Below are 19,631 nucleotides of genomic sequence, written 5' to 3'. Positions count from 1 at the left end.
CCATGTCTTACTTTGATAAAATTGAACAAATTCAATATGAAGGTACCACCAGCGATAACCCTCTCGCTTTTCGCTACTATAATCCAGATGAAATTATTTTAGGGAAAAGAATGGAAGATCATCTGCGATTTGCTGCCTGCTATTGGCATAACTTCTGCTGGAATGGTTCGGATATGTTTGGTATTGGTACGTTTGATAGACCTTGGCAGACACCGGGAGAAGCACTAGAACAAGCAAAGCGTAAAGCGGATGTTGCTTTTGAATTTTTCCATAAACTCAATGTACCTTTTTACTGTTTTCATGATGTTGATGTTATCTCTGAAGGAAATAGCATTAATGAATATATCACCAATATGGCAGCAATAACTGAGGTATTAGCGCAAAAACAGCAAGAAACGGGCGTTAAATTATTATGGGGAACTGCAAATTGTTTTACTCATCCTCGTTACGGAGCTGGTGCTGCAACAAATCCTGATCCAGAAGTATTTGCTTGGGCGGCAACTCAAGTTTGTGAAGCGATGAAAGCAACAAAAACGCTGGGAGGCGAAAACTATGTGTTATGGGGAGGCCGCGAAGGTTACGAAACATTATTAAATACAGATTTACGCCAAGAGCGGGAACAAATTGGTCGTTTTATGCAGATGGTTGTTGAGCATAAACATAAAATTGGATTCCAAGGTACACTGCTCATCGAGCCGAAGCCACAAGAGCCAACTAAGCATCAATATGATTATGATACTGCGACAGTTTATGGTTTCTTAAAACAATTTGGCTTAGAAAAAGAAGTTAAAGTGAACATAGAAGCTAACCATGCAACTTTAGCGGGTCACAGTTTCCATCATGAAATCGCCACAGCTATTGCATTAGGTATTTTAGGCTCAGTCGATGCTAACCGAGGTGATCCACAATTAGGTTGGGACACAGACCAATTCCCCAATAGTGTAGAAGAAAATGCATTAGTTATGTATGAAATTCTCAAATCCGGTGGTTTTACGACTGGTGGATTAAACTTTGATGCCAAAGTACGTCGTCAAAGTAATGATAAATACGATCTTTTCTATGGGCATATATCCGGAATGGACACCATGGCAATGGCATTACGTATTGCAGCAAGAATGATCCAAGACGGTGGACTTGATAAATTTATTGCTCAACGTTATGCGGGATGGAGTGCTGAACTTGGCCAAAATATCCTACAAGGCAAATTAAGTCTTGAAGAAGTGGCAAAATATGCACAAAGCAATACCTTAGCGCCCCGCTTACAAAGCGGACGTCAAGAGATGCTAGAGAGTTTAGTGAATCGTTATATTTTTGGTTAAGGGTATAAAAAGATAAACACAGCAGAGTAGCGCTGTGTTTATTGATTTAATTAACATAAGATCATGGGGTAAAACGTCATGTATTTAGGGCTAGACTTAGGCACATCAAGTGTTAAAGCGATCATCATGAATGAGCAAGGTGATGTCGTTGCCAGTCATTCTATACCTTTAACCCTCTCACGCCCTCATCCTCAATGGTCAGAGCAAGATCCACAAGCATGGTGGCAGGCAACTGATGAAGCGATAAAACAACTGAGTCGTACTCAACCTATGGAACAGATCCAAGCCATTGGTCTCAGTGGTCAAATGCATGGCGCGGTATTACTTGATGCGCAGCAAAATATATTACGCCCTGCTATTTTATGGAACGATGGTCGCAGTGTTAAACAGTGTTTACGACTGGCAAAGCAGTACCCTCAATTTAAAGAAATTACGGGCAATTTAGTTATGCCTGGGTTTACAGCGCCTAAATTGCAATGGGTCGCAGAAAACGAAGCGGAGATCTTTTGTCAGATTGCTCATGTGCTATTACCAAAAGATTTTCTACGTTGGAAAATGAGTGGTAATTTTGCCAGTGATATGTCGGATGCGGCGGGTACACTGTGGTTGGATATGCAAAAACGCGATTGGAGTGATGAATTATTAGCGGCAACGGGGCTTTCTCGATGTCAAATGCCGACCTTATTTGAAGGTAACCAGATAACGGGTTACTTACTGCCAGAAATTGCTAAAAAATGGCAAATGAAACAAGTGCCGATTATAGCGGGTGGTGGTGATAATGCAGCGGGTGCAATTGGTGTAGGAGTATATCAACCGGGTCAAGGAATGCTCTCTTTGGGCACATCCGGTGTCTATTTTGTTGTCAGTGAAAAGTTTCTCCAAAACAGTGACAATGCGGTACATAGTTTTTGCCATGCATTGCCACAAACTTGGCACTTAATGTCGGTAATATTAAGTGCGGCTTCTTGTCTAGATTGGGCATGCCAATTAACGGGGATCAGTGATGTTGGTGCAATGTTTAAAGAAATAGAACAGCATGCTCATTCTGATAGTTCCCTACTCTTTTTGCCTTATCTTTCTGGTGAACGGACACCTTATAATAATGCGGATGCCAAAGGTGTATTTTGGGGGTTAACTCACCAACATCAGCGTGCGGATTTATGTCGAGCGGTGTTAGAAGGTGTTAGTTTTGCGTTGAGGCAAGGAATTGAAGTGGCGGATAAGGCTGGACAACACGCAGACAATATAACGTTAATTGGTGGAGGGGCAAGAAGTGAATATTGGCGACAATTACTAGCTGATATTACAGGAAAAACCTTGGATTATCGTCAAGGTGGTGATGTTGGTCCCGCGCTGGGAGCTGCTAGACTGGCGCAATTAGCGATAAATCCGGCTCATTTATCACAAATTATTCTTTCTCAGCCAAAACTTGAAACACGTCATGTTCCCAATTTAGAAAAACATAAGGCATATCAAGATAAATATAATGCCTTTAAAAAGCTCTACACACTTATTGAAACAATGAAAATATAAAACAATATTGCGTTAACATCAGGGTTATACAAAGGGCGAGATGATACTTGCCCTTTTCTATTTATTGGAATAATACAGAAATAGCACTTAATGCTAATAAACCACCCATAATAAAATTAAATAGCCTTAATATTTTGGGATTTTTTAATCGCTCTCGTAAGCTATGACCAAAAGTGGCCCATATAGCAACACAAGGAAAATTAATTAATGTGAAAATAATAGCAACTAACAACATTGAAATATAAGGATATTGTGGTGAGGTATATAATGTTATCCCTGAAATCGCCATCATCCATGATTTAGGATTAATCCATTGAAATAATGCAGCCTCTAACAAGGTTAACGGTGAGCCTTGTTTATTACTATTTTGCTCAACAGAATGACTAATTGCCGTTTTCCAAGCTAACCACAATAAATACAGCGCTCCGAGATATTTTAATATATTGTAAATAATGGGCGATGATTTAATAAGTGCTCCTATGCCTATCCCCACAGCCAATAACATCACAAAAAAACCGAGAGACACACCGATAGCATGAGGCATTGTACGCTTTAAGCCAAAGTTAATACCTGATGCTAGAAGCATAATATTATTCGGGCCTGGTGTAATTGAAGTAACAAATGAAAATATGGCTAATGATAAAAAAATGTCGAAAGTCATATATAAAATTCTAATCAATAAATAATGAATAAGGAGATATTAAATTGCCTTTTCTTTTTTTATTTACCAACTAGTGCTTAATTTTATAGGAATGGTAATACTTAGCGCTAGAGAAATTCATTATTTTAGGAATTTGTCTATCCATATGGATAAGTTTCAGCTTTTATTCTATTATATGGAATTTTCTACGGTATGATAAGTTAAAATAACGATATTATATAATAAGGTAATTGAAGGTGACTTATTACTAGAAGATATAGCCTGCCCTACAAATATATTATTCTGATACCTTTCAAGAAAATATAACTATTAGCCCTAATAAATATATTGATATATTAGGGCTAATATAATAGCTATTGCTAACGATACCCGCGACGATGGTTTTGGGCAGACCAGCTATAGGTTTCATCACTAGAGACTAATTTCTGTTTTTTCTTCTGGGAAAGGGCTTTTTTGCTGGCTTTTTCTACTTCGAGGGAGATTTCGGTAATAATAGCATCTTTCACTTTATTCATTTCGGCGTTAGTTAATTCACGCCCCAATTTCTTTCTCTCTTGACCGATCCTGGTTCTAACGCGCATCTGTTGGGCATCTGTCATCTCTTGAAGAGTCAGCTTTTTCATACAATCACACCCTGTATTGAGAAAGGAGTCTTTAATATAACATCATTTCAACGACTCACAATCAATCAATTGCCTTTTTTGATAGTAAAACGCGATCGAGATAGATATTACGCGCTTATTACACGCGTAATATCATAAAGTGAGTGAAGGATTAAACTAACAGATAGACCGATTAAATAAGTTTAAGAAATTTAACTTTAAAATCATCAATATCTTGTTGTGTTGTTGCCCAAGAAGTACAAAGGCGCAAACAGCTTAGCTGTGGATCGTCAAGTAATATGCGATGAAAAACAAACTGCTGCGTTAGCTTTTCTGCAATATCATTAGGTAAAATGACAAACACTTGGTTAGATTCTGCTGGTGCTAAAAAATCAAAACCATGCTCAGTAAAGAATGCGGCTAATTGTGAGGCCATCTCATTGAGATGTTTACCTAATTTAAAGTAGAGGTCGTCGCTAAATAATGCCGCGAATTGTGCCCCTAATAACCAACCTTTTGCCTGTAATCCGCCCTTTTGTTTTAAGCTAAAGCGAAAATCAGAATTTAATGCAGGATGACAAATCACTAATGCTTCTGCTGACATAGCACCAATTTTCGTGCCGCCAATATAGAAAGCATCTGTTAAGTGTGCGATATCTTCAATCGTCAGATCGCTATTATCAGACATCAACCCTGTCGCTAAACGTGCACCATCAAGATATAACCATAAATTATGTGCATCACAAAATTCGCGTAACGCTTGTAATTCGGCTTTACGATATACCGTGCCAATTTCAGTGGCATTGGTTATATAAACAAGTTTAGGTTGCACCCAATGTTCATCGTTATGTTCAGCGAGGATCGGCCTCAATAAATCTGGGGTCAATTTACCATCAGCAGAAAAAGTGGTGATCACTTTATGGCCTGTTGCCTCAATCGCTCCCGTCTCATGAGTCGCAATATGCCCGGTGCTGACAGAAATTACTGCTTGATGTGGGCGTAAAAAGTGAGAAATAGCGGTTAAATTAGTGATAGTGCCACCATTAAAAAAATGGATCTGCGCTTCGGGTTGTTTAATTCGCTGTTTGATTAATTCTTTAGCTTGATGACAAAGGGTATCCATACCATAACCATCATAACGTTGACCTACTGTATCTGTAATTGCCTTCATGACCGCAGGATGTGCAATTTCATTATAATCATTTTGGAAGCGGTACACGTGTACTCCTATTTATGTTGTGTTTGGTCTGTCTATTATAGATAAAAGAAAAGCATATGGCCTTTAATTGACAAATTATCAAATAAACACCACATGCTGAGTCTAATATATTTAAAAATAGAGCGATTTAAAACCGCCTATTTAAAACAAACTTCACCCCAACGGGCTAATCCTGCGGTTACTGAGCCGAAATCATTACCTTTTACAATAGGCACATTAGGTAACTGTTGCTCGATAGCTTGACATAAAATCGGTGAACGCGCAGAGCCTCCGGTCATAAACACCACATCAGGTACTACGCCCCCTTGTTGTACGGCATCATTGACCAAATCAATCATCTTATCTTTAGGGGAGCCAATGGCTTCAACCATTTGCTGGCGAGTGATATTGGTTTCTAATGTTTCGCTTAATAACGCGATGCTGGCTAAATAGGTATGGCAATCTGATAATGCCATTTTCGCCTCTTCCGCTTTGCGGACAATGCCATATCCTAGTGTTTCATTATAGACTTCAATTAAGCGTTTTATCTTTTCTGGCTCTTGAGCATCACGACGTAGTTGATTTAATGCCGCTAAATTTTGTTGAGAATAAAAATCTTTTTGTGCTTCAACATTATTGATGGCAATAGGATCCCAAAATTGTTTTAGCGGTAATTTTATGCCCGATGAAGTTAGCCCTGTCATGCCAAATAAAGGCATTAGCTGTTTAAAAGCTAGATAAATATCAAGATCATTACCACCCACACGTTGTCCACTATGCGCTAATAGTGTACTGGCACGATCGGTTTTACCCCGATAGCTAGGGCCCATTTGAATCAATGAGCAGTCCGTTGTACCACCACCAATATCAACTACCAAGACTGTTTGGTCTTTGGTTAATGTGGATTCATATTCTAAACCAGCGGCTACCGGTTCAAATTCAAATAAAACCTGTTTAAAGCCGGCTCGTTTAGCTGCATTAATTAAAATACGTTCAGCTTGCTTATTAGCAGCTTCTCCCCCTAACCCATTAAAGTTAATAGGTTTACCAATCATGGCATCAGTAATGGTTTCTTGGGTGCTTTGTTCCGCTTGTTGTTTTATATTGGCCATCATGGCGCACACTAAATCTTCAAAAAAGCTGATTTGTATCTCATGTAAACCTGAGGCACCAAGAAAAGATTTAGGCGATTTGACGTAATAAACATCACGGGGATCTTTTAGATACAAACTTAATGCCGCCTGACCGAAAACAATATCCTCAGGCACTAATTCAATATCTTCATCACGATTAAACGCGATTGATTTTCTTAATAGTTGTTCGCCAATAGAGTTGGTAGGTTTAATATTTAAGTGGCGAAATAAATGTTCGGAAACAGATTCACGGGTTGGCGCACAAAGAGTAGATGGAATATAAACATTCTCACCTTCTAAAGGTAATAGCGTTGGTTTCCCCTCTTTCATTATTGCCACAGAACAATTTGATGTTCCATAGTCAAAGCCAATAAACATATCGCCTCCCAGCTAGACTTCGTTAAAAAAAAGACTGAGCACTCTACATCAAGCTTATTGTAATTACTACCAGATTGTGGTGTTTTGTCTTTTAATATTCGAATGGCGTTTCTGGCGAATAAAGTTTATTACAGCTTATTGTTATAGCCATATCAGGTTTTAAACCACCTAAATAACAATCAACAGAATCGGTTAATAGATGAAATAAGCACCCAACGGCAATGGCTTTCCATTTCCAAGAAGGAATAAACCATAAAACGATATAGACAATGGCAGCCCATAGAGTATGCAATGGATGAAAACCAACACTGCAACGATTGGGATCAAAGATTGGCGTTGCAAACAAATGGTCAATGTCTATTGCCATCGTACTCATCATAAGAAGCGCAGCAAGCCGCCAGTTTTTACCCCAAAATAGATAAGCGAGTGCTATTGGCGCTAAAAAATGTAAACCATAATGTATTATTGTTCTGGCGATTTCAAAGATCACAAAAGTCTCTATTGCTTTATTATTTGATAGGCAGCCCTTTTTATAAGGTGATTATCTCTATTTATCAAGGTGTATATTAGGTAAGCCCTGATCAATATCCCCTAAAGCAAAGGCTAAATCTACTGCGGCAATTAATGAGCCTGTATAAGCATCTATATGTGAGAGTTGTGCATTTAATAGTGCAATTTCTGCGGTATTAATCTCCGTTACTGTACCTAGTCCATTGTTAAAAAAATCGACACTGGCGGTATAACTTAATTGTGCGGTATCAACGAGATTTTTAGCCGCTTTGTTTGCTTCAAGGGCCGATCTTAACGCATTCTCACTGAGAGAGATCTCTTTGATTGCCGTATCTTGGCTTTTGCGCAAATTTTCTTGTGCTAATTGGATATCTGATTGAGCATTGCTCATTCGCGACTGACGCATGCCCCCTTCATATAAGGGAATACTCACGCCAATTAAAATATTCGACGATGAAGTTCGTTGGCTAATTTCAGGTAACCCCTGAACATCAAAATGCCCCGAACCACCAGCAAGAGCACCGGCGAGATACACTTTAGGAAAATAGTCAGATTCAACAGAGCGTGCCGTTTTTAATGCCGCTTGCTCTAATTCATAGTGAGCTAAAATATCAGGGCGTTGTGATAACGCTTTTTTTATCACATCGTGAGTCAATGGGGAAATATCATCAGGTAAGCGCGCGTCATTATCATAATTCACTTTTATCTTTTCAAAGGGAGAGACACCTATTGCAGACAGTAATAACTGATATTGATCTTTTTCATGACCTTTAGCTAACACATGTTGTAATTCTACTTGGGCAACTTGTTGTTTGGCTAAAGCAACATCTAATACGGTTGCTAATCCCCGCGCACGTTTTTGCTCTATGGCATATAAAATATCTTTGCTTCTTTGCAGTGCCTCTTGGGTAAGAGTGACTTTTTTAAGGGCCGCACCATAACTAAAATAGGCAACAGAAACATCATGAATTATTTTTTGATGCATCAGATTAAAATTAAGGTTTGTTGCCAAAGAAGCATGTTTAGCGGCATCGGCTAAAGCTCCTCGTTTGCCGAAGTCAAAAATAAGCCATCTAAAGGTTAACGCTGGAATAAAAGCACTGTTTGATGTTTTAATATCATCAACAATTGGATTGGCGGGTAAATCTACTTTTCCTCTTTGATAGCCTGCCAATGCCGTTGCGGTAATAATCGGCAAATAAGTGCTTTCTACCATACCAATATCGGTGGCTGATTTTTTCGCTAATAACCAAGCAATCCGTGTTTCAGGATTATTTTGCTGACCAAGATCGATAAGCTCGGCCAATCCATAGCTCGTTTTAGTGGTTTGCTCTTGCTGAGGTGTGGCGAGGTATTGCTCAGAAGCTGCCATATAGTTTGTATTATTATAAGGCATCGGTTGTTGTGCTGAGTATTTCCCATAATCGCTAGTATCAATACATCCAACAAGTAATAAACTTAACCACGATGATAGAATATATTTTTTATGATTAATGGCCGATTTTATCATCATCTATTTTCTCTTATTAACTGTTTAAATACTTGTTCTCTTTCATTGATGGGCAACATTTTTATTTCTTCAGTTAAGACATTTTTTTTAAAATCATCTGGAGATAAAGGCAGTGTATCGGAATACTCTCCATTATCATCAAAAATAAACCTATCAGCATAACTATGGCGACTGATGTAAGAAATCTTGCTTAATGACTGTTTAAAAAACAAGGTGAGTACTTTGTTTCTTTCTTTATCTTTTCTCTCAAACAGCAGTAAATCAATATTATCTTTAGATTGTGCAATAGTCTCATTAATAGAGGCGACTAAATCTAAACACTCACTTTTATTGGCAGAGCATCTTAACTTTGTATAGTCATCTAAAATCGTGGCGAGCTGTTTGTATATTGTATTGACGATACTCGCGGGCCAGACTCGAGTAAAAATGACATACATAACAATATTGCCTAATAAAATACCCAAAATACGGTCGGAAACCACATCCATATCAAAACTCGGTTTAAAGCCATGTAGTGTCGTTAGCAAAAAGGCTAAGCCTACTTGTACGCCAGCATAAGAGATACGTTCATTACCGGCGGCAACCCAGGCTGCAGGTAAAAGACAGAAGAAGATCAATACCATCAACTGAAAAATATCAGAAATATTAGGAATAATATAAAGCAGTGAGATCATGCCAATTAATGCGCCAATCAGACACCCTATTATTCTTAGTGTAAGTTTATGAACCGTTTCGCCCACTGAAGTAAGTGCAACCACATAGCAAGTGATCATCGCTGTATGGATACCTTGCCATTTAAAATAATCATAAAACAAATAACATAAAATAGCGGCAAGAGTTGTTTTAATAGCGAAGTATTTATGATTAGGATTACTAAATGCATCGCTTACAAAAAAGGGTGTGGCTTTTTTAATGGGTTTAGTGGTTCGTTTTGTTAGCAAAATAGTATTAAATTTAGCCAATAAAGCGATTCTATTTATTGGCTGAAGACGTTGCACACTATCTTTAATGTTATCTAACGAGTGGTTGGCAAAACAGTCCGCAATATATTTACATCTTTTCGCTAACATAAAACGTAACGATGTTGAGGTATTGTCATCCATTGTTATTGACATAACTAATATTGCATAGGAGTTATCAACCATGTTTTCTAACCATTGGATATCTTCTTTACCTAATAGATAAAGGATTTTCATAACCATCAAATAACGTTGGCATTCTGCTTGTGTTCCTAGTATTTCATTCAGCGTTATCTGGTTAGTTTTTTTCCCTAAGAAAAAATCATGGGCTGCCATAAAGCGCGTTGAAATTTTATTAAGCAGTAATTTCCGTGGGCTAATACCAAAAAAATAATTGAATATAATCACCAATAGCATCGGCGAAACGGCCATTAATAACGCATAAAGCAATCCTCTGGTTGCAGCATCACCAAATGGGATATCTTCAATTAGCGTCATTAAAAAGGCGATCACCAAAGCAACTAAATTGCCTATATCACCAAGACTACTTGCTGAAGCTAAATACATAAAAATGGCTGAGAAAAAAGCCATAAAAAAGAAGCGTAAAATAATATTTTGAATAGTGAGATTAAACAGTACTAACGCCACACCAACCACAATGGAGCATAAAATAATGACCCCAAGGGAGAGTAATATATTTTGTACCGCATCCGCTTTAATCAAATAGATAATTAAATAACAGCTGATTGCTGATTCAGGGATTTCATAAACCATAGCGATCACGGCCATTAAGGCACACAGTAACGCTATGCGCCACGTAGTGGCGAACCGATAGTCAAAAGGTAATAAATCTTGTTTGACTTGTTTTGCTATCAGCGAAGATTTAACAGTCATCATCGTTAGGTACAATATTTACAGTAGCAGTGGCACCGATGCGCATGAGTGCTTCTGGTGGTTCAGTAATAATGACTTTGACAGGAAAACGCTGCTCAACCCGTACCCAATTTAATGATTTAGGTACATAAGGTAAGTCTCTTGGAATATTAATCAGATCGGTCGACATGACCCCCCGACTAATTCCTTCAACTTTACCTTTAATGGGGTGTTGATTATCAATCATGGAGTAAATCACCACACAGCTACCAATTTTTATATTATTTAAATCTGTCTCTTTAAAATAGGCCGAAGCAAACCAAGTATCAGAGTCAATTAAGGTAAAAACAGATTGCCCTGATAAAATAAATTCACCGGGAGATAAAACGACCCCTGCGATATATCCATTACTTGGCGCCCTTACCTCAGTATTACTTAACTCCCACTCTGCCATGGCAAGCGATGTTTTTAATGACTTGACTAATGCTTCTTCTGAATCGGTATTATTAATAAGTGCTTCAGATGCCACATTCTGTTTCTGTGCTTGTTTTAATGTCACTTCAGCATCATGTTTTAACGTCCGAGCATCATCGACTTGTTGTGCTGTGACAAAGCCTTTTGCTAATAAAGGTTCTAATCGATTTAATGATTGTGTGGCTAATGATAAATTGACCTGCGCACGTTTTATTTGCTCTTGTGCCACTTCTGAATTGGATGTTTCCGCAATAATAATACGTTGCTTATTGCTTAATGTCGCTTGTGCAATCTGTAGTTGCTCTTTTGCTTGCTCTACCCTGAGTGCGTACATTGTGGGATCAAGTGTAAACAGTAAATCGCCTTTTTTGACTTTACTATTTTCTTTGACATAAACAGCAGCAATGCGTCCAGGCACCGAGGCTGAGATATTAATTTTATTTGCATCAATGATGGCATCTTCACTAAGAGGATTTAATGCCGATATATGAATACTTTGCCATAATAAAATGAGCGTTATCAAAAAAACAATAATGGTGATCACGCGTGCTAGGCTTTTTTTAATTTTTTTATCCATAGTTTAATAAGTAAAATAAAGTAAGGAGATAGTTAAAGAAATTGATAACATAATCGCAAAATAAAATAACAAAGGTACTGGCAATTTATCATCAATTCCCCAGTAGATAAGTAAAACCCGTAGACAAAAAGCACCTAATAGGCCAATAAATGTACATAACATCCAATAGGGAAAATAAGCACCTAGCATAGGAATAAAAGGAGAATGCCCTTGTGAACAGCCCGTCAACAATACAGTCATCACAGTTAAGCTGATAATTCGATGATGTTTTTTTATTAAGTTCAAGGTAATGCACCTATCATTTTATGATTAAATCCATTCATAGCTATCAATACTATAATATTTTTAGTTGTAATAAAGTGACTTATATTATTTTGCTAAAAATAGCATAAGGTTATTGTAGTTGAATTATTTATGATCAATTCAATTTTCTTTATTTTAAATACGCTTTTCAAAATAATGCCGCAGTGCTGGTTAAATAGAGTTTGATTTTATTACTCACAAAAACGTGCTCTGTGTGTGCTATTAGGTAATTTTAAGAGTATAGTAGACAATCTTTCTGCCTGTTTAGATATTATAGTTTTTATTATGGAATCAACGCTTTCTGCTCAAAATATACGCCGACTCCTTGCCAATGAAACACCGATTATTGATGTTCGTGCGCCAATAGAATTCAATCAAGGAGCGATGCCCAACGCAATAAATCTACCTTTAATGAATAATGAAGAGCGTGCGGCTGTAGGGACTTGCTACAAACAACATGGCTCTCAAAAAGCGGTAGAGTTGGGGCATCAATTAGTTAAAGGCGAGATAAAAGCACATCGTGTTGCTGCTTGGCGCGAGGCTTGCGAGCGTTTTCCTTCCGGATTTATTTGCTGTGCTCGTGGCGGTATGCGTTCACACATTGTTCAAAAATGGTTAGCTGAAATAGGCATCGATTATCCTTTAATTGAAGGTGGATATAAAGCGTTAAGACAAGCGACGATCGAAATGACCAATGAGCTAGTACAACGCCCTATTATCTTAATTGGTGGTTGTACAGGTAATGGTAAAACAACCTTAGTACGCTCTTTACCAGAGGGAATTGATTTAGAAGGATTCGCTCATCATCGAGGCTCCTCATTTGGTCGCACTGTTGAGGCTCAGTTTGCTCAAGCGACTTTCGAAAACTACCTTGCTGTCGATATGTTAAAAAAATCCTCCTATCATTCCCGCTGGGTACTCGAAGACGAAGGCCGTGCTATTGGTGCTAATGGTTTACCGGAAAGTTTGCGTATACAAATGGCAACAGCCCATTTGGTTGTGGTGGATGATCCATTTGAGCGGCGTATGGCAAGACTCAAAGAAGAATATTTTGATCGTATGACTCATGACTTTATTGAAGCGTATGGTGAAGAAAAAGGTTGGCAAGAATACAGTGATTATTTGCATCATGGATTGTATGCTATTCGACGTCGATTAGGTGCTCAAAGAGCCGCGGAGTTAACCCAATTACTTGATAATGCTTTAGCCGCACAAAAAATAAGTGCGAATACAGAAGTGCATTTTTCATGGTTATCGCCTTTACTAAAAGAATATTACGATCCTATGTATCGTTACCAGTTAAGTAAAAAACAAGATAAAATTATCTATACGGGTAGCTATGAAGAAGTTGAACAATGGTTTGCTAACCATTAATTCCCACGCAAGAAAATAGGATAAAAAATAAATCGAATTTTAGTATATATCCCTAAAGATAAGTAGAAAATAAAGGATATAAAAACTAAAAGCATGCTTATTTCCATTATGGAAATAAGCGATTGCTCTTTTATCATTAGGTTTTATTTTTTTTAGTTACTAGAATGCCACTTTCTAAAACGAGGTGGTTTATGACTAAATATGTTATTTTTAGTTTTTTTTTAGTATTGATTTATCCTCTTGGTGTTGATCTATACTTAACTGGATTAACAGCAATTGCTAGCGATTTAAATGCTTCTGAAGTGACATTGCACCATGCATTTTCAATTTATTTGATGGGAATGGTGTCATCCATGTTAATTGCTGGATGGTGCAGTGACAATTTAGGTCGTAAGCCTGTTATTTTATTTGGTACTCTGATTTTTTTCTTAGCGTCATTAAGTGCTGGGCTTTCGATAACGGAAAAACAGTTCTTGATTTCACGATTTTTTCAAGGTAGTGGGTCAGGTTTTTGTTACGTTGTTACTTTTGCGATATTAAGAGATACATTAACAGAACAACAACGTGCTAAAGTACTTTCTATGATAAATGGTATTACTTGTATTATTCCGGTATTAGCTCCCGTTCTAGGCTTTATTATTCTATTATATTGCGAATGGTCAATGATGTTCTATCTTATGGGGGCTTATTCCCTATTGGTTTTTATCTTTTGTTTTTTGGGAATAAAAGAAACCTACCATAAAAAAGAAATTAAAATTAAAAAAGTAAATCTATCTGTAATAAAACCAACAACAGAGTCTTTTCTTACTCACTATTTTTTAAGTCGTTTACTTATTTCATGCTTAGGAATGGCCGTTATTCTTACTTATGTCAATATTTCTCCTATTGTAGTGATGCAACAAATGAATTATTCAACAGGAGAGTATTCAATATTAATGACATCATTAGCAATGATAAGTATGACTATTTCTTTTTTAATGCCAAAAATATTAATGAAATATCGCTATAAGCATATTTTATCAGTAGGGCTTATATGTTTTGGAATAGGTATTATTTTCCTTTTTATAGGGAAAAAGAGTGATATGCGTTGGTTTTTTATTACCTTTGCATTATGCGGCTCAGGATTTGCGCTATTATTTGGGATTATTATGAGCCAAGCACTTTCTCCATTTAGCCAACGAGCCGGCGTTGCGAGCTCTGTGCTGGGTATTTCACAATTAAGTTTTTCTTCACTTTATATTTGGGTAATGGGGTGGATTGAAGTATCCTCAATAAATATGTTGGTGGTTATTTTATTTATCAGTTGTATTGTAGGTACTCTTTTTCTATGCTTTCCTCGGTTCACAGAACAAAAAAAGGTTAAATATAATGTCTAACAAACCATTACATAGAATTGATTTGAATTTGTTAGTCATATTTCAAATTCTTTTACAGGAGCGCAGTGTCACCTTGGCCGCTAAGTGGTTATCCATTTCTCCTTCTGCTGTGAGTAAAGCATTAGCCAAATTAAGGATATGGTTTGATGATCCTCTTTTTATCCGTAGTCCACAAGGGTTGATCCCAACACCATTATCGTTAAGTATTGAAGATTCTTTATCTGATTTTATTAATATTAGCCACCATATAGCCAATAAACGTAATACAGAAGTTCCTGTTGGACTTAAATTTAATTTAGTTTTAGAAACACCGTTACATCAGGTCATGTTACCTTCTTTACCACAACAAATATTATCTCATTACCCAAAATCCACACTTCAGATAAAAAATTGGGAATATAATTCCCTTTCTAATATTATTGATGGAGAAGTTGATATTGGGCTTGTTGGACGAGAATACTATTCACGCTCAAAAGAGTTACTAGAGCTACTTCCTGATGTGATTGATTATGAAATATTATTTGATGATATCCCACTCGTTTATCTACACAAAAATCATCCGTTAATGAAAATGAAGTGGGATCTTAATAATTTTTTATCGTTTTCTCAGGTGAGTACAGAATATGACAAACAAAGTCATTGGGCTTTGGATAATATCTTAAAAGAAATGAACAAAAGTCGTCAGATAGCAATTACTTATACTTCTTTTGAGCAATCTCTTTTTATGATATCTCAACCTGACCATCAATTAATTACTTGTGCACCAGGATATTGTCGTTATTATGTGAAAACACATTTTCCTGATATTGTAACATTACCTATCCCTCTCCCCCCTGTGTTTTTAGACCAGCTTCATCTACCTTTTGTTTTATTATGGCATAAGCGTAATAGCCATAATACAAAAATTATATGGCTAAGAAATACAATAAGAAAAAGTATTAACCAACAAACCTCCGATATCTGATAGTTTAAAATAAAAAAGGTGATTTGATATCAAATCACCTTTTATAAACTTATTAACGCTATATTACTACAATCTATTTAACAACTTCACCACTATCAACAACGGTTTGGCGTACTTTATTCGCAAAATTTTGAGCTTCACTGATAATCGCTTGTTCATCTACGGTTAACAGTTGGCGATCTTCCATCAAAATTTTACCATCTACAATGGTATGACGAACATTACTTCCATTCGCACCATAAACTAATGCTGCATATGGGCTATACATAGGCACCATATTAGGTGCTTTAGTATCAACAACAATAATATCAGCAAGTTTTCCCGATTCTAAAGAGCCTAATTTATCTTCCATATGTAATGCCTTGGCTGAGCCTATTGTTGCCATTTCAACGACGGTTAATGGTGGCATTGCGGCGCGATCTTTATTCTCTAATTTATGAATTTTGCCTACTAAATTTAACTCATTCATCGTTGTGAGTGTATTGCTCGACATTGGCCCGTCAGTCCCTAAACCAACACGAACACCTTTTTCTAGCATGGCAACAACGGGCGAAACACCTTTGGCTGATTTGGTATTAGCACTAATATTATGAGCCACACCTACATCATATTTTTTTAATAAATCAATATCTTGCTCATCAACCATAATCGCATGAGCGGCAATGACTTTATTATTTAAAGCGCCAATATCTGCCATATATTGAACTGGGCTTTTACCATCGGTTCGTTTTGCAATTTCTTCTTTCTCTCTATCGGTTTCTGCTAAATGGATCATCACAGGGGCATCAAGCTCTACCGAGAGTTTAGCAATTTTTTGCAGATTCTCTGTGGTATTGGTATAAGGTGCATGAGGTGCAAAGGCAGGAATAATGCGCGGGTGATCTTTATATTCATTAATAAAATTGACAGCATATTGAATGCCTTCTTCAGGGGTTTGTGCATCAGCCACCGGAAAATTAATCACTGATTCACCTAAGATGGCTCTATTTCCCATCTTATCAACCGTTTTAGCGACTTCATCTTCAAAATAATACATATCAACATAGGTAGTTACTCCCCCTTTTACCATTTCAACATTGGCGAGGTTTGCTCCCACGCGAACCATATCGCGAGACACCATTTTATTTTCTAAAGGGAAAATATAACGATGTAATCGGTCTGGCACGTCATCGGCTAAAGAGCGAAAAACCGTCATTGATGCATGTGTGTGGGTATTAATTAATCCTGGCATCACGATATCACCATCCACATCTAACACTTTGTTGGCTTGGTATTCTTGTGTTAACTCAGGCCCCCCAACGGCGATAATTTTATTTTCTTTTACAACAACCGTTCCTTGTTCGATAACCTGATTTTGTGCGTCCATTGTTAACACTGTGCCATCGACAATCATTAAATCAGCCTGTTTGGCTGCGTGACTAGTAAAAGAAACCGCCATAACAGCGAGTGCAAGCATTGATTTAGTAAATGACATAACTACCTCTCGGATGGTAAGAATATTCAAAAGTTTATTATTTTATTGATAATTTATTATTTTTTACGTTTTTGCTGTAGTAACCATTTATCCAACTCATTAGCAAAAAGTTGCCGGTCGCGCTGTGATAAACTTGCTGGTCCTCCTGTTTGAATGCCACTTGCTCTCATCGTATCCATAAAATCACGAATATTTAATCGTTCGCGGATTGTTGACTCTGTATAACGTTCACCTCGAGGATTGAGTGCAATAGCCCCTTTTTCGATCACTTCAGCCGCTAAAGGAATATCGGCAGTGATCACCAAATCATCTTGGTTTGCACGTTGTACAATTTCATTATCAGCCACATCAAAACCTGCAGAAACCTGCAATGTGCGCAAATAAGGCGATGCGGGTATACTTAATCGCTGATTTGCCACAAAAGTGATCACCACTTTTTCTCTATCTGCTGCCCGATAAAGTATCTCTTTAATAACTTTAGGACAGGCATCAGCATCAACCCATATCGGCATAGTAACTCTCTTTGATTGTTTCTTTTTGAAAATTAATCCTATTAAAATAACACATTCCCACTCATATCGTTATTAAAGCAGGTAAATCACATAGTCTTTTTGAGTTAAGTGTTAAGTGATTAACGCGTAAAAGTGCATGATATCGTAAAATAAGTCATCGGCTAACCTTACTCTACTGTCTTAATGGGGTAAGTTTATGGCATAATGCCGCCCCATTATCTTTATCATTCACTAATCATGAGTATTCGTCTTGTTAATAAGTAATAATATCACTATGCAGTTTGGTTCGAAGCCACTGTTTGAAAACATTTCTGTTAAGTTTGGTGGCGGTAATCGCTATGGTTTAATCGGTGCTAACGGCAGCGGTAAATCCACCTTTATGAAAATTCTCGGTGGTGATCTCGCGCCTACTAGCGGTAACGTATTCCTTGATCCTAATGAGCGTTTGGGTAAGCTAAAACAAGATCAGTTTGCTTATGAAGAGTTTACCGTGCTTGATACGGTAATTATGGGGCACGCTGAGTTATGGGAAATTAAACAAGAGCGTGAACGTATTTATAGCTTACCGGAAATGAGCGAAGAAGATGGTTTACGTGTTGCCGATCTTGAAGTGAAATTCGGTGAAATGGACGGTTACACCGTTGAATCACGTGCCGGTGAATTATTATTAAACGTTGGTATTCCACTTGAGCAACATAATGGCCCAATGAGTGAAGTGGCGCCAGGATGGAAACTACGTGTGCTCCTTGCACAAGCCCTATTCGCTGATCCTGACATCTTATTACTTGATGAACCGACGAATAACTTAGATATTGATACGATCCGCTGGCTAGAACAAACATTAAATGAACGTAATAGCACTATGATCATCATTTCCCATGACCGCCATTTTTTAAATATGGTGTGTACTCATATGGCCGATCTTGATTATGGTGGACTAACAGTTCACCCAGGTAATTATGATGAGTATATGTTAGCGGCAACACAAGCGCGTGAACGTTTACTCGCTGATAATGCAAAGAAAAAAGCACAAATTAGTGAATTACAATCCTTTGTTAGCCGCTTTAGTGCTAATGCATCAAAATCTCGTCAAGCTACTTCGCGTGCAAAACAAATTGAAAAAATTCAATTAACCGAAGTCAAAGCTTCTAGCCGACAAAATCCCTTTATTCGTTTTGAGCAAGAGAAGAAATTATTCCGTAATGCCTTAGAAGTAGAGAATATTGCTAAAGGTTATGAAGCAAATGCGCCTTTATTTAAAGACGTAAATATGATGCTGGAAGTGGGCGAAAAAGTGGCGATTTTAGGCACCAATGGTGTGGGTAAATCAACCATGATCAAAACATTAGTGGGTGAATTAACGCCTGATAATGGACGCGTTAAATGGTCTGAAAATGCCACTATAGGTTATTATGCACAAGATCATGCCACTGATTTTGAAGTTGATATGACCGTTTTCGATTGGATGAGTTTATGGATGAAGCCAGAAGATGATGAACAGTCGGTGCGTAGTGTATTGGGTCGCCTTCTTTTCTCACAAGATGATATTAAAAAATCAGTCAAAGTATTATCTGGTGGTGAAAAAGGCAGAATGCTGTTTGGTAAATTAATGATGCAAAAACCAAACGTTCTGATTATGGATGAACCTACCAACCACTTAGATATGGAATCTATTGAGTCACTGAATATGGCGTTAGAACTCTATCAAGGGACGTTAATTTTTGTTTCTCACGATCGTGAATTTGTCAGCTCATTGGCTAACCGAATTATTGAAATTACGCCTGAAAAAGTGACTAATTTCCAAGGCACTTATGATGAGTTCTTGGCTAAGAAAGGGATTGATGGTTAGTACCCCACTTATTTATTAATATAAAAAATAAAAGGCTTGGTGTTATTTTACG

The 19,631-nt window shown here is 37.4% G+C and carries 17 protein-coding genes; 6 read left to right on the top strand and 11 right to left on the bottom strand.

Annotation, left to right across the window (positions count from 1 at the left end; all coding sequences use genetic code 11):
* The first annotated feature begins 2 nt into the window (after window positions 1–2).
* Together xylA and xylB are read left to right on the top strand one after the other, a co-directional pair.
* The gene (gene xylA / locus PMI_RS06150; protein WP_012367934.1) at window positions 3–1,319 is read left to right on the top strand and encodes a xylose isomerase; all 1,317 of its coding nucleotides are present in this window, start codon (window positions 3–5) and stop codon (window positions 1,317–1,319) included.
* Between the two features lie 78 nt (window positions 1,320–1,397).
* Window positions 1,398–2,852: a xylulokinase gene (gene xylB, locus PMI_RS06145; protein ID WP_012367933.1), complete on the top strand. Its 1,455-nt coding sequence runs from the start codon at window positions 1,398–1,400 to the stop codon at window positions 2,850–2,852.
* A gap of 61 nt (window positions 2,853–2,913) precedes the next feature.
* Here xylB and PMI_RS06140 read toward each other — a convergent pair whose 3' ends face one another.
* From PMI_RS06140 to PMI_RS06100, 9 genes are all read right to left on the bottom strand, one after another.
* A complete protein-coding gene (locus tag PMI_RS06140; RefSeq protein ID WP_012367932.1) occupies window positions 2,914–3,513 on the bottom strand; it encodes a LysE family translocator in 600 nt (199 codons plus the stop codon).
* Between the two features lie 359 nt (window positions 3,514–3,872).
* Window positions 3,873–4,136 (bottom strand): YjbD family protein, encoded by a 264-nt coding sequence (locus PMI_RS06135; protein WP_004242966.1) that lies wholly within the window; start codon window positions 4,134–4,136, stop codon window positions 3,873–3,875.
* Between the two features lie 172 nt (window positions 4,137–4,308).
* On the bottom strand, window positions 4,309–5,334 hold the full coding sequence (locus PMI_RS06130) for a threonine aldolase family protein (RefSeq protein ID WP_012367931.1): 1,026 nt from the start codon (window positions 5,332–5,334) through the stop codon (window positions 4,309–4,311).
* Between the two features lie 137 nt (window positions 5,335–5,471).
* Entirely contained in the window at window positions 5,472–6,824 is a 1,353-nt protein-coding gene (gene yegD / locus PMI_RS06125; RefSeq protein ID WP_004242963.1) for a molecular chaperone, read from the bottom strand.
* 91 nt (window positions 6,825–6,915) lie between these two features.
* Complete coding sequence (locus tag PMI_RS06120; protein WP_004242961.1) at window positions 6,916–7,314, bottom strand: DUF6122 family protein; 399 nt, start codon at window positions 7,312–7,314, stop codon at window positions 6,916–6,918.
* A 57-nt stretch (window positions 7,315–7,371) separates the two neighbouring features.
* The gene (locus PMI_RS06115) at window positions 7,372–8,847 is read right to left on the bottom strand and encodes a TolC family protein (protein ID WP_004242959.1); all 1,476 of its coding nucleotides are present in this window, start codon (window positions 8,845–8,847) and stop codon (window positions 7,372–7,374) included.
* Window positions 8,844–10,700 (bottom strand): FUSC family protein, encoded by a 1,857-nt coding sequence (locus tag PMI_RS06110; RefSeq protein WP_012367930.1) that lies wholly within the window; start codon window positions 10,698–10,700, stop codon window positions 8,844–8,846. Before PMI_RS06110 ends, PMI_RS06115 begins: the two co-directional genes overlap by 4 nt.
* Window positions 10,687–11,727: a multidrug transporter subunit MdtN gene (gene mdtN, locus PMI_RS06105; protein WP_004242957.1), complete on the bottom strand. Its 1,041-nt coding sequence runs from the start codon at window positions 11,725–11,727 to the stop codon at window positions 10,687–10,689. Before mdtN ends, PMI_RS06110 begins: the two co-directional genes overlap by 14 nt.
* Window positions 11,728–11,730: 3 nt before the next feature.
* Window positions 11,731–12,012: a YtcA family lipoprotein gene (locus PMI_RS06100; protein WP_004242955.1), complete on the bottom strand. Its 282-nt coding sequence runs from the start codon at window positions 12,010–12,012 to the stop codon at window positions 11,731–11,733.
* A gap of 303 nt (window positions 12,013–12,315) precedes the next feature.
* Between PMI_RS06100 and mnmH the strand changes: the two genes are divergently transcribed.
* From mnmH to yidZ, 3 genes are all read left to right on the top strand, one after another.
* Complete coding sequence (gene mnmH, locus PMI_RS06095) at window positions 12,316–13,404, top strand: tRNA 2-selenouridine(34) synthase MnmH (protein ID WP_012367929.1); 1,089 nt, start codon at window positions 12,316–12,318, stop codon at window positions 13,402–13,404.
* 191 nt (window positions 13,405–13,595) lie between these two features.
* Window positions 13,596–14,780, top strand: a complete 1,185-nt coding sequence (locus tag PMI_RS06090) for an MFS transporter (protein ID WP_012367928.1) — start codon at window positions 13,596–13,598, stop codon at window positions 14,778–14,780.
* Entirely contained in the window at window positions 14,773–15,744 is a 972-nt protein-coding gene (yidZ, locus tag PMI_RS06085) for an HTH-type transcriptional regulator YidZ (RefSeq protein ID WP_004242951.1), read from the top strand. The genes PMI_RS06090 and yidZ overlap by 8 nt, the downstream gene beginning before the upstream one ends.
* 73 nt (window positions 15,745–15,817) lie before the next feature.
* Here the strand turns inward: yidZ and PMI_RS06080 are convergent, their stop codons facing one another.
* Window positions 15,818–17,218, bottom strand: coding sequence for an amidohydrolase (locus PMI_RS06080; protein ID WP_004251191.1), 1,401 nt, complete (start codon window positions 17,216–17,218; stop codon window positions 15,818–15,820).
* Between the two features lie 56 nt (window positions 17,219–17,274).
* Window positions 17,275–17,730, bottom strand: coding sequence for a YaiI/YqxD family protein (locus PMI_RS06075; protein WP_004251194.1), 456 nt, complete (start codon window positions 17,728–17,730; stop codon window positions 17,275–17,277).
* A 250-nt stretch (window positions 17,731–17,980) separates the two neighbouring features.
* Here PMI_RS06075 and PMI_RS06070 point away from each other — a divergent pair, with 250 nt between their 5' ends.
* Entirely contained in the window at window positions 17,981–19,579 is a 1,599-nt protein-coding gene (locus PMI_RS06070; protein ID WP_012367927.1) for an ABC-F family ATPase, read from the top strand.
* The last annotated feature ends 52 nt before the right edge of the window (window positions 19,580–19,631 follow it).

Origin of the sequence: Proteus mirabilis HI4320 (genome assembly GCF_000069965.1) — a bacterium.
GTDB classification, from domain to species: Bacteria; Pseudomonadota; Gammaproteobacteria; order Enterobacterales; family Enterobacteriaceae; genus Proteus; species Proteus mirabilis.
This window is presented reverse-complemented; position numbering and strand designations above follow the sequence as displayed.

Excerpts from the sequence above, each read along its gene's own strand:
- PMI_RS06080 (WP_004251191.1), bottom strand. The coding sequence starts at position 17,218 with ATGTCATTTACTAAATCAATGCTTGCACTCGCTGTTATGGCGGTTTCT.
- yidZ (WP_004242951.1), top strand. The coding sequence starts at position 14,773 with ATGTCTAACAAACCATTACATAGAATTGATTTGAATTTGTTAGTCATA.
- PMI_RS06075 (WP_004251194.1), bottom strand. The coding sequence starts at position 17,730 with ATGCCGATATGGGTTGATGCTGATGCCTGTCCTAAAGTTATTAAAGAG.
- xylB (WP_012367933.1), top strand. The coding sequence starts at position 1,398 with ATGTATTTAGGGCTAGACTTAGGCACATCAAGTGTTAAAGCGATCATC.
- PMI_RS06135 (WP_004242966.1), bottom strand. The coding sequence starts at position 4,136 with ATGAAAAAGCTGACTCTTCAAGAGATGACAGATGCCCAACAGATGCGC.
- xylA (WP_012367934.1), top strand. The coding sequence starts at position 3 with ATGTCTTACTTTGATAAAATTGAACAAATTCAATATGAAGGTACCACC.
- mnmH (WP_012367929.1), top strand. The coding sequence starts at position 12,316 with ATGGAATCAACGCTTTCTGCTCAAAATATACGCCGACTCCTTGCCAAT.
- PMI_RS06110 (WP_012367930.1), bottom strand. The coding sequence starts at position 10,700 with ATGATGACTGTTAAATCTTCGCTGATAGCAAAACAAGTCAAACAAGAT.
- PMI_RS06115 (WP_004242959.1), bottom strand. The coding sequence starts at position 8,847 with ATGATGATAAAATCGGCCATTAATCATAAAAAATATATTCTATCATCG.
- mdtN (WP_004242957.1), bottom strand. The coding sequence starts at position 11,727 with ATGGATAAAAAAATTAAAAAAAGCCTAGCACGCGTGATCACCATTATT.
- PMI_RS06140 (WP_012367932.1), bottom strand. The coding sequence starts at position 3,513 with ATGACTTTCGACATTTTTTTATCATTAGCCATATTTTCATTTGTTACT.
- PMI_RS06090 (WP_012367928.1), top strand. The coding sequence starts at position 13,596 with ATGACTAAATATGTTATTTTTAGTTTTTTTTTAGTATTGATTTATCCT.
- yegD (WP_004242963.1), bottom strand. The coding sequence starts at position 6,824 with ATGTTTATTGGCTTTGACTATGGAACATCAAATTGTTCTGTGGCAATA.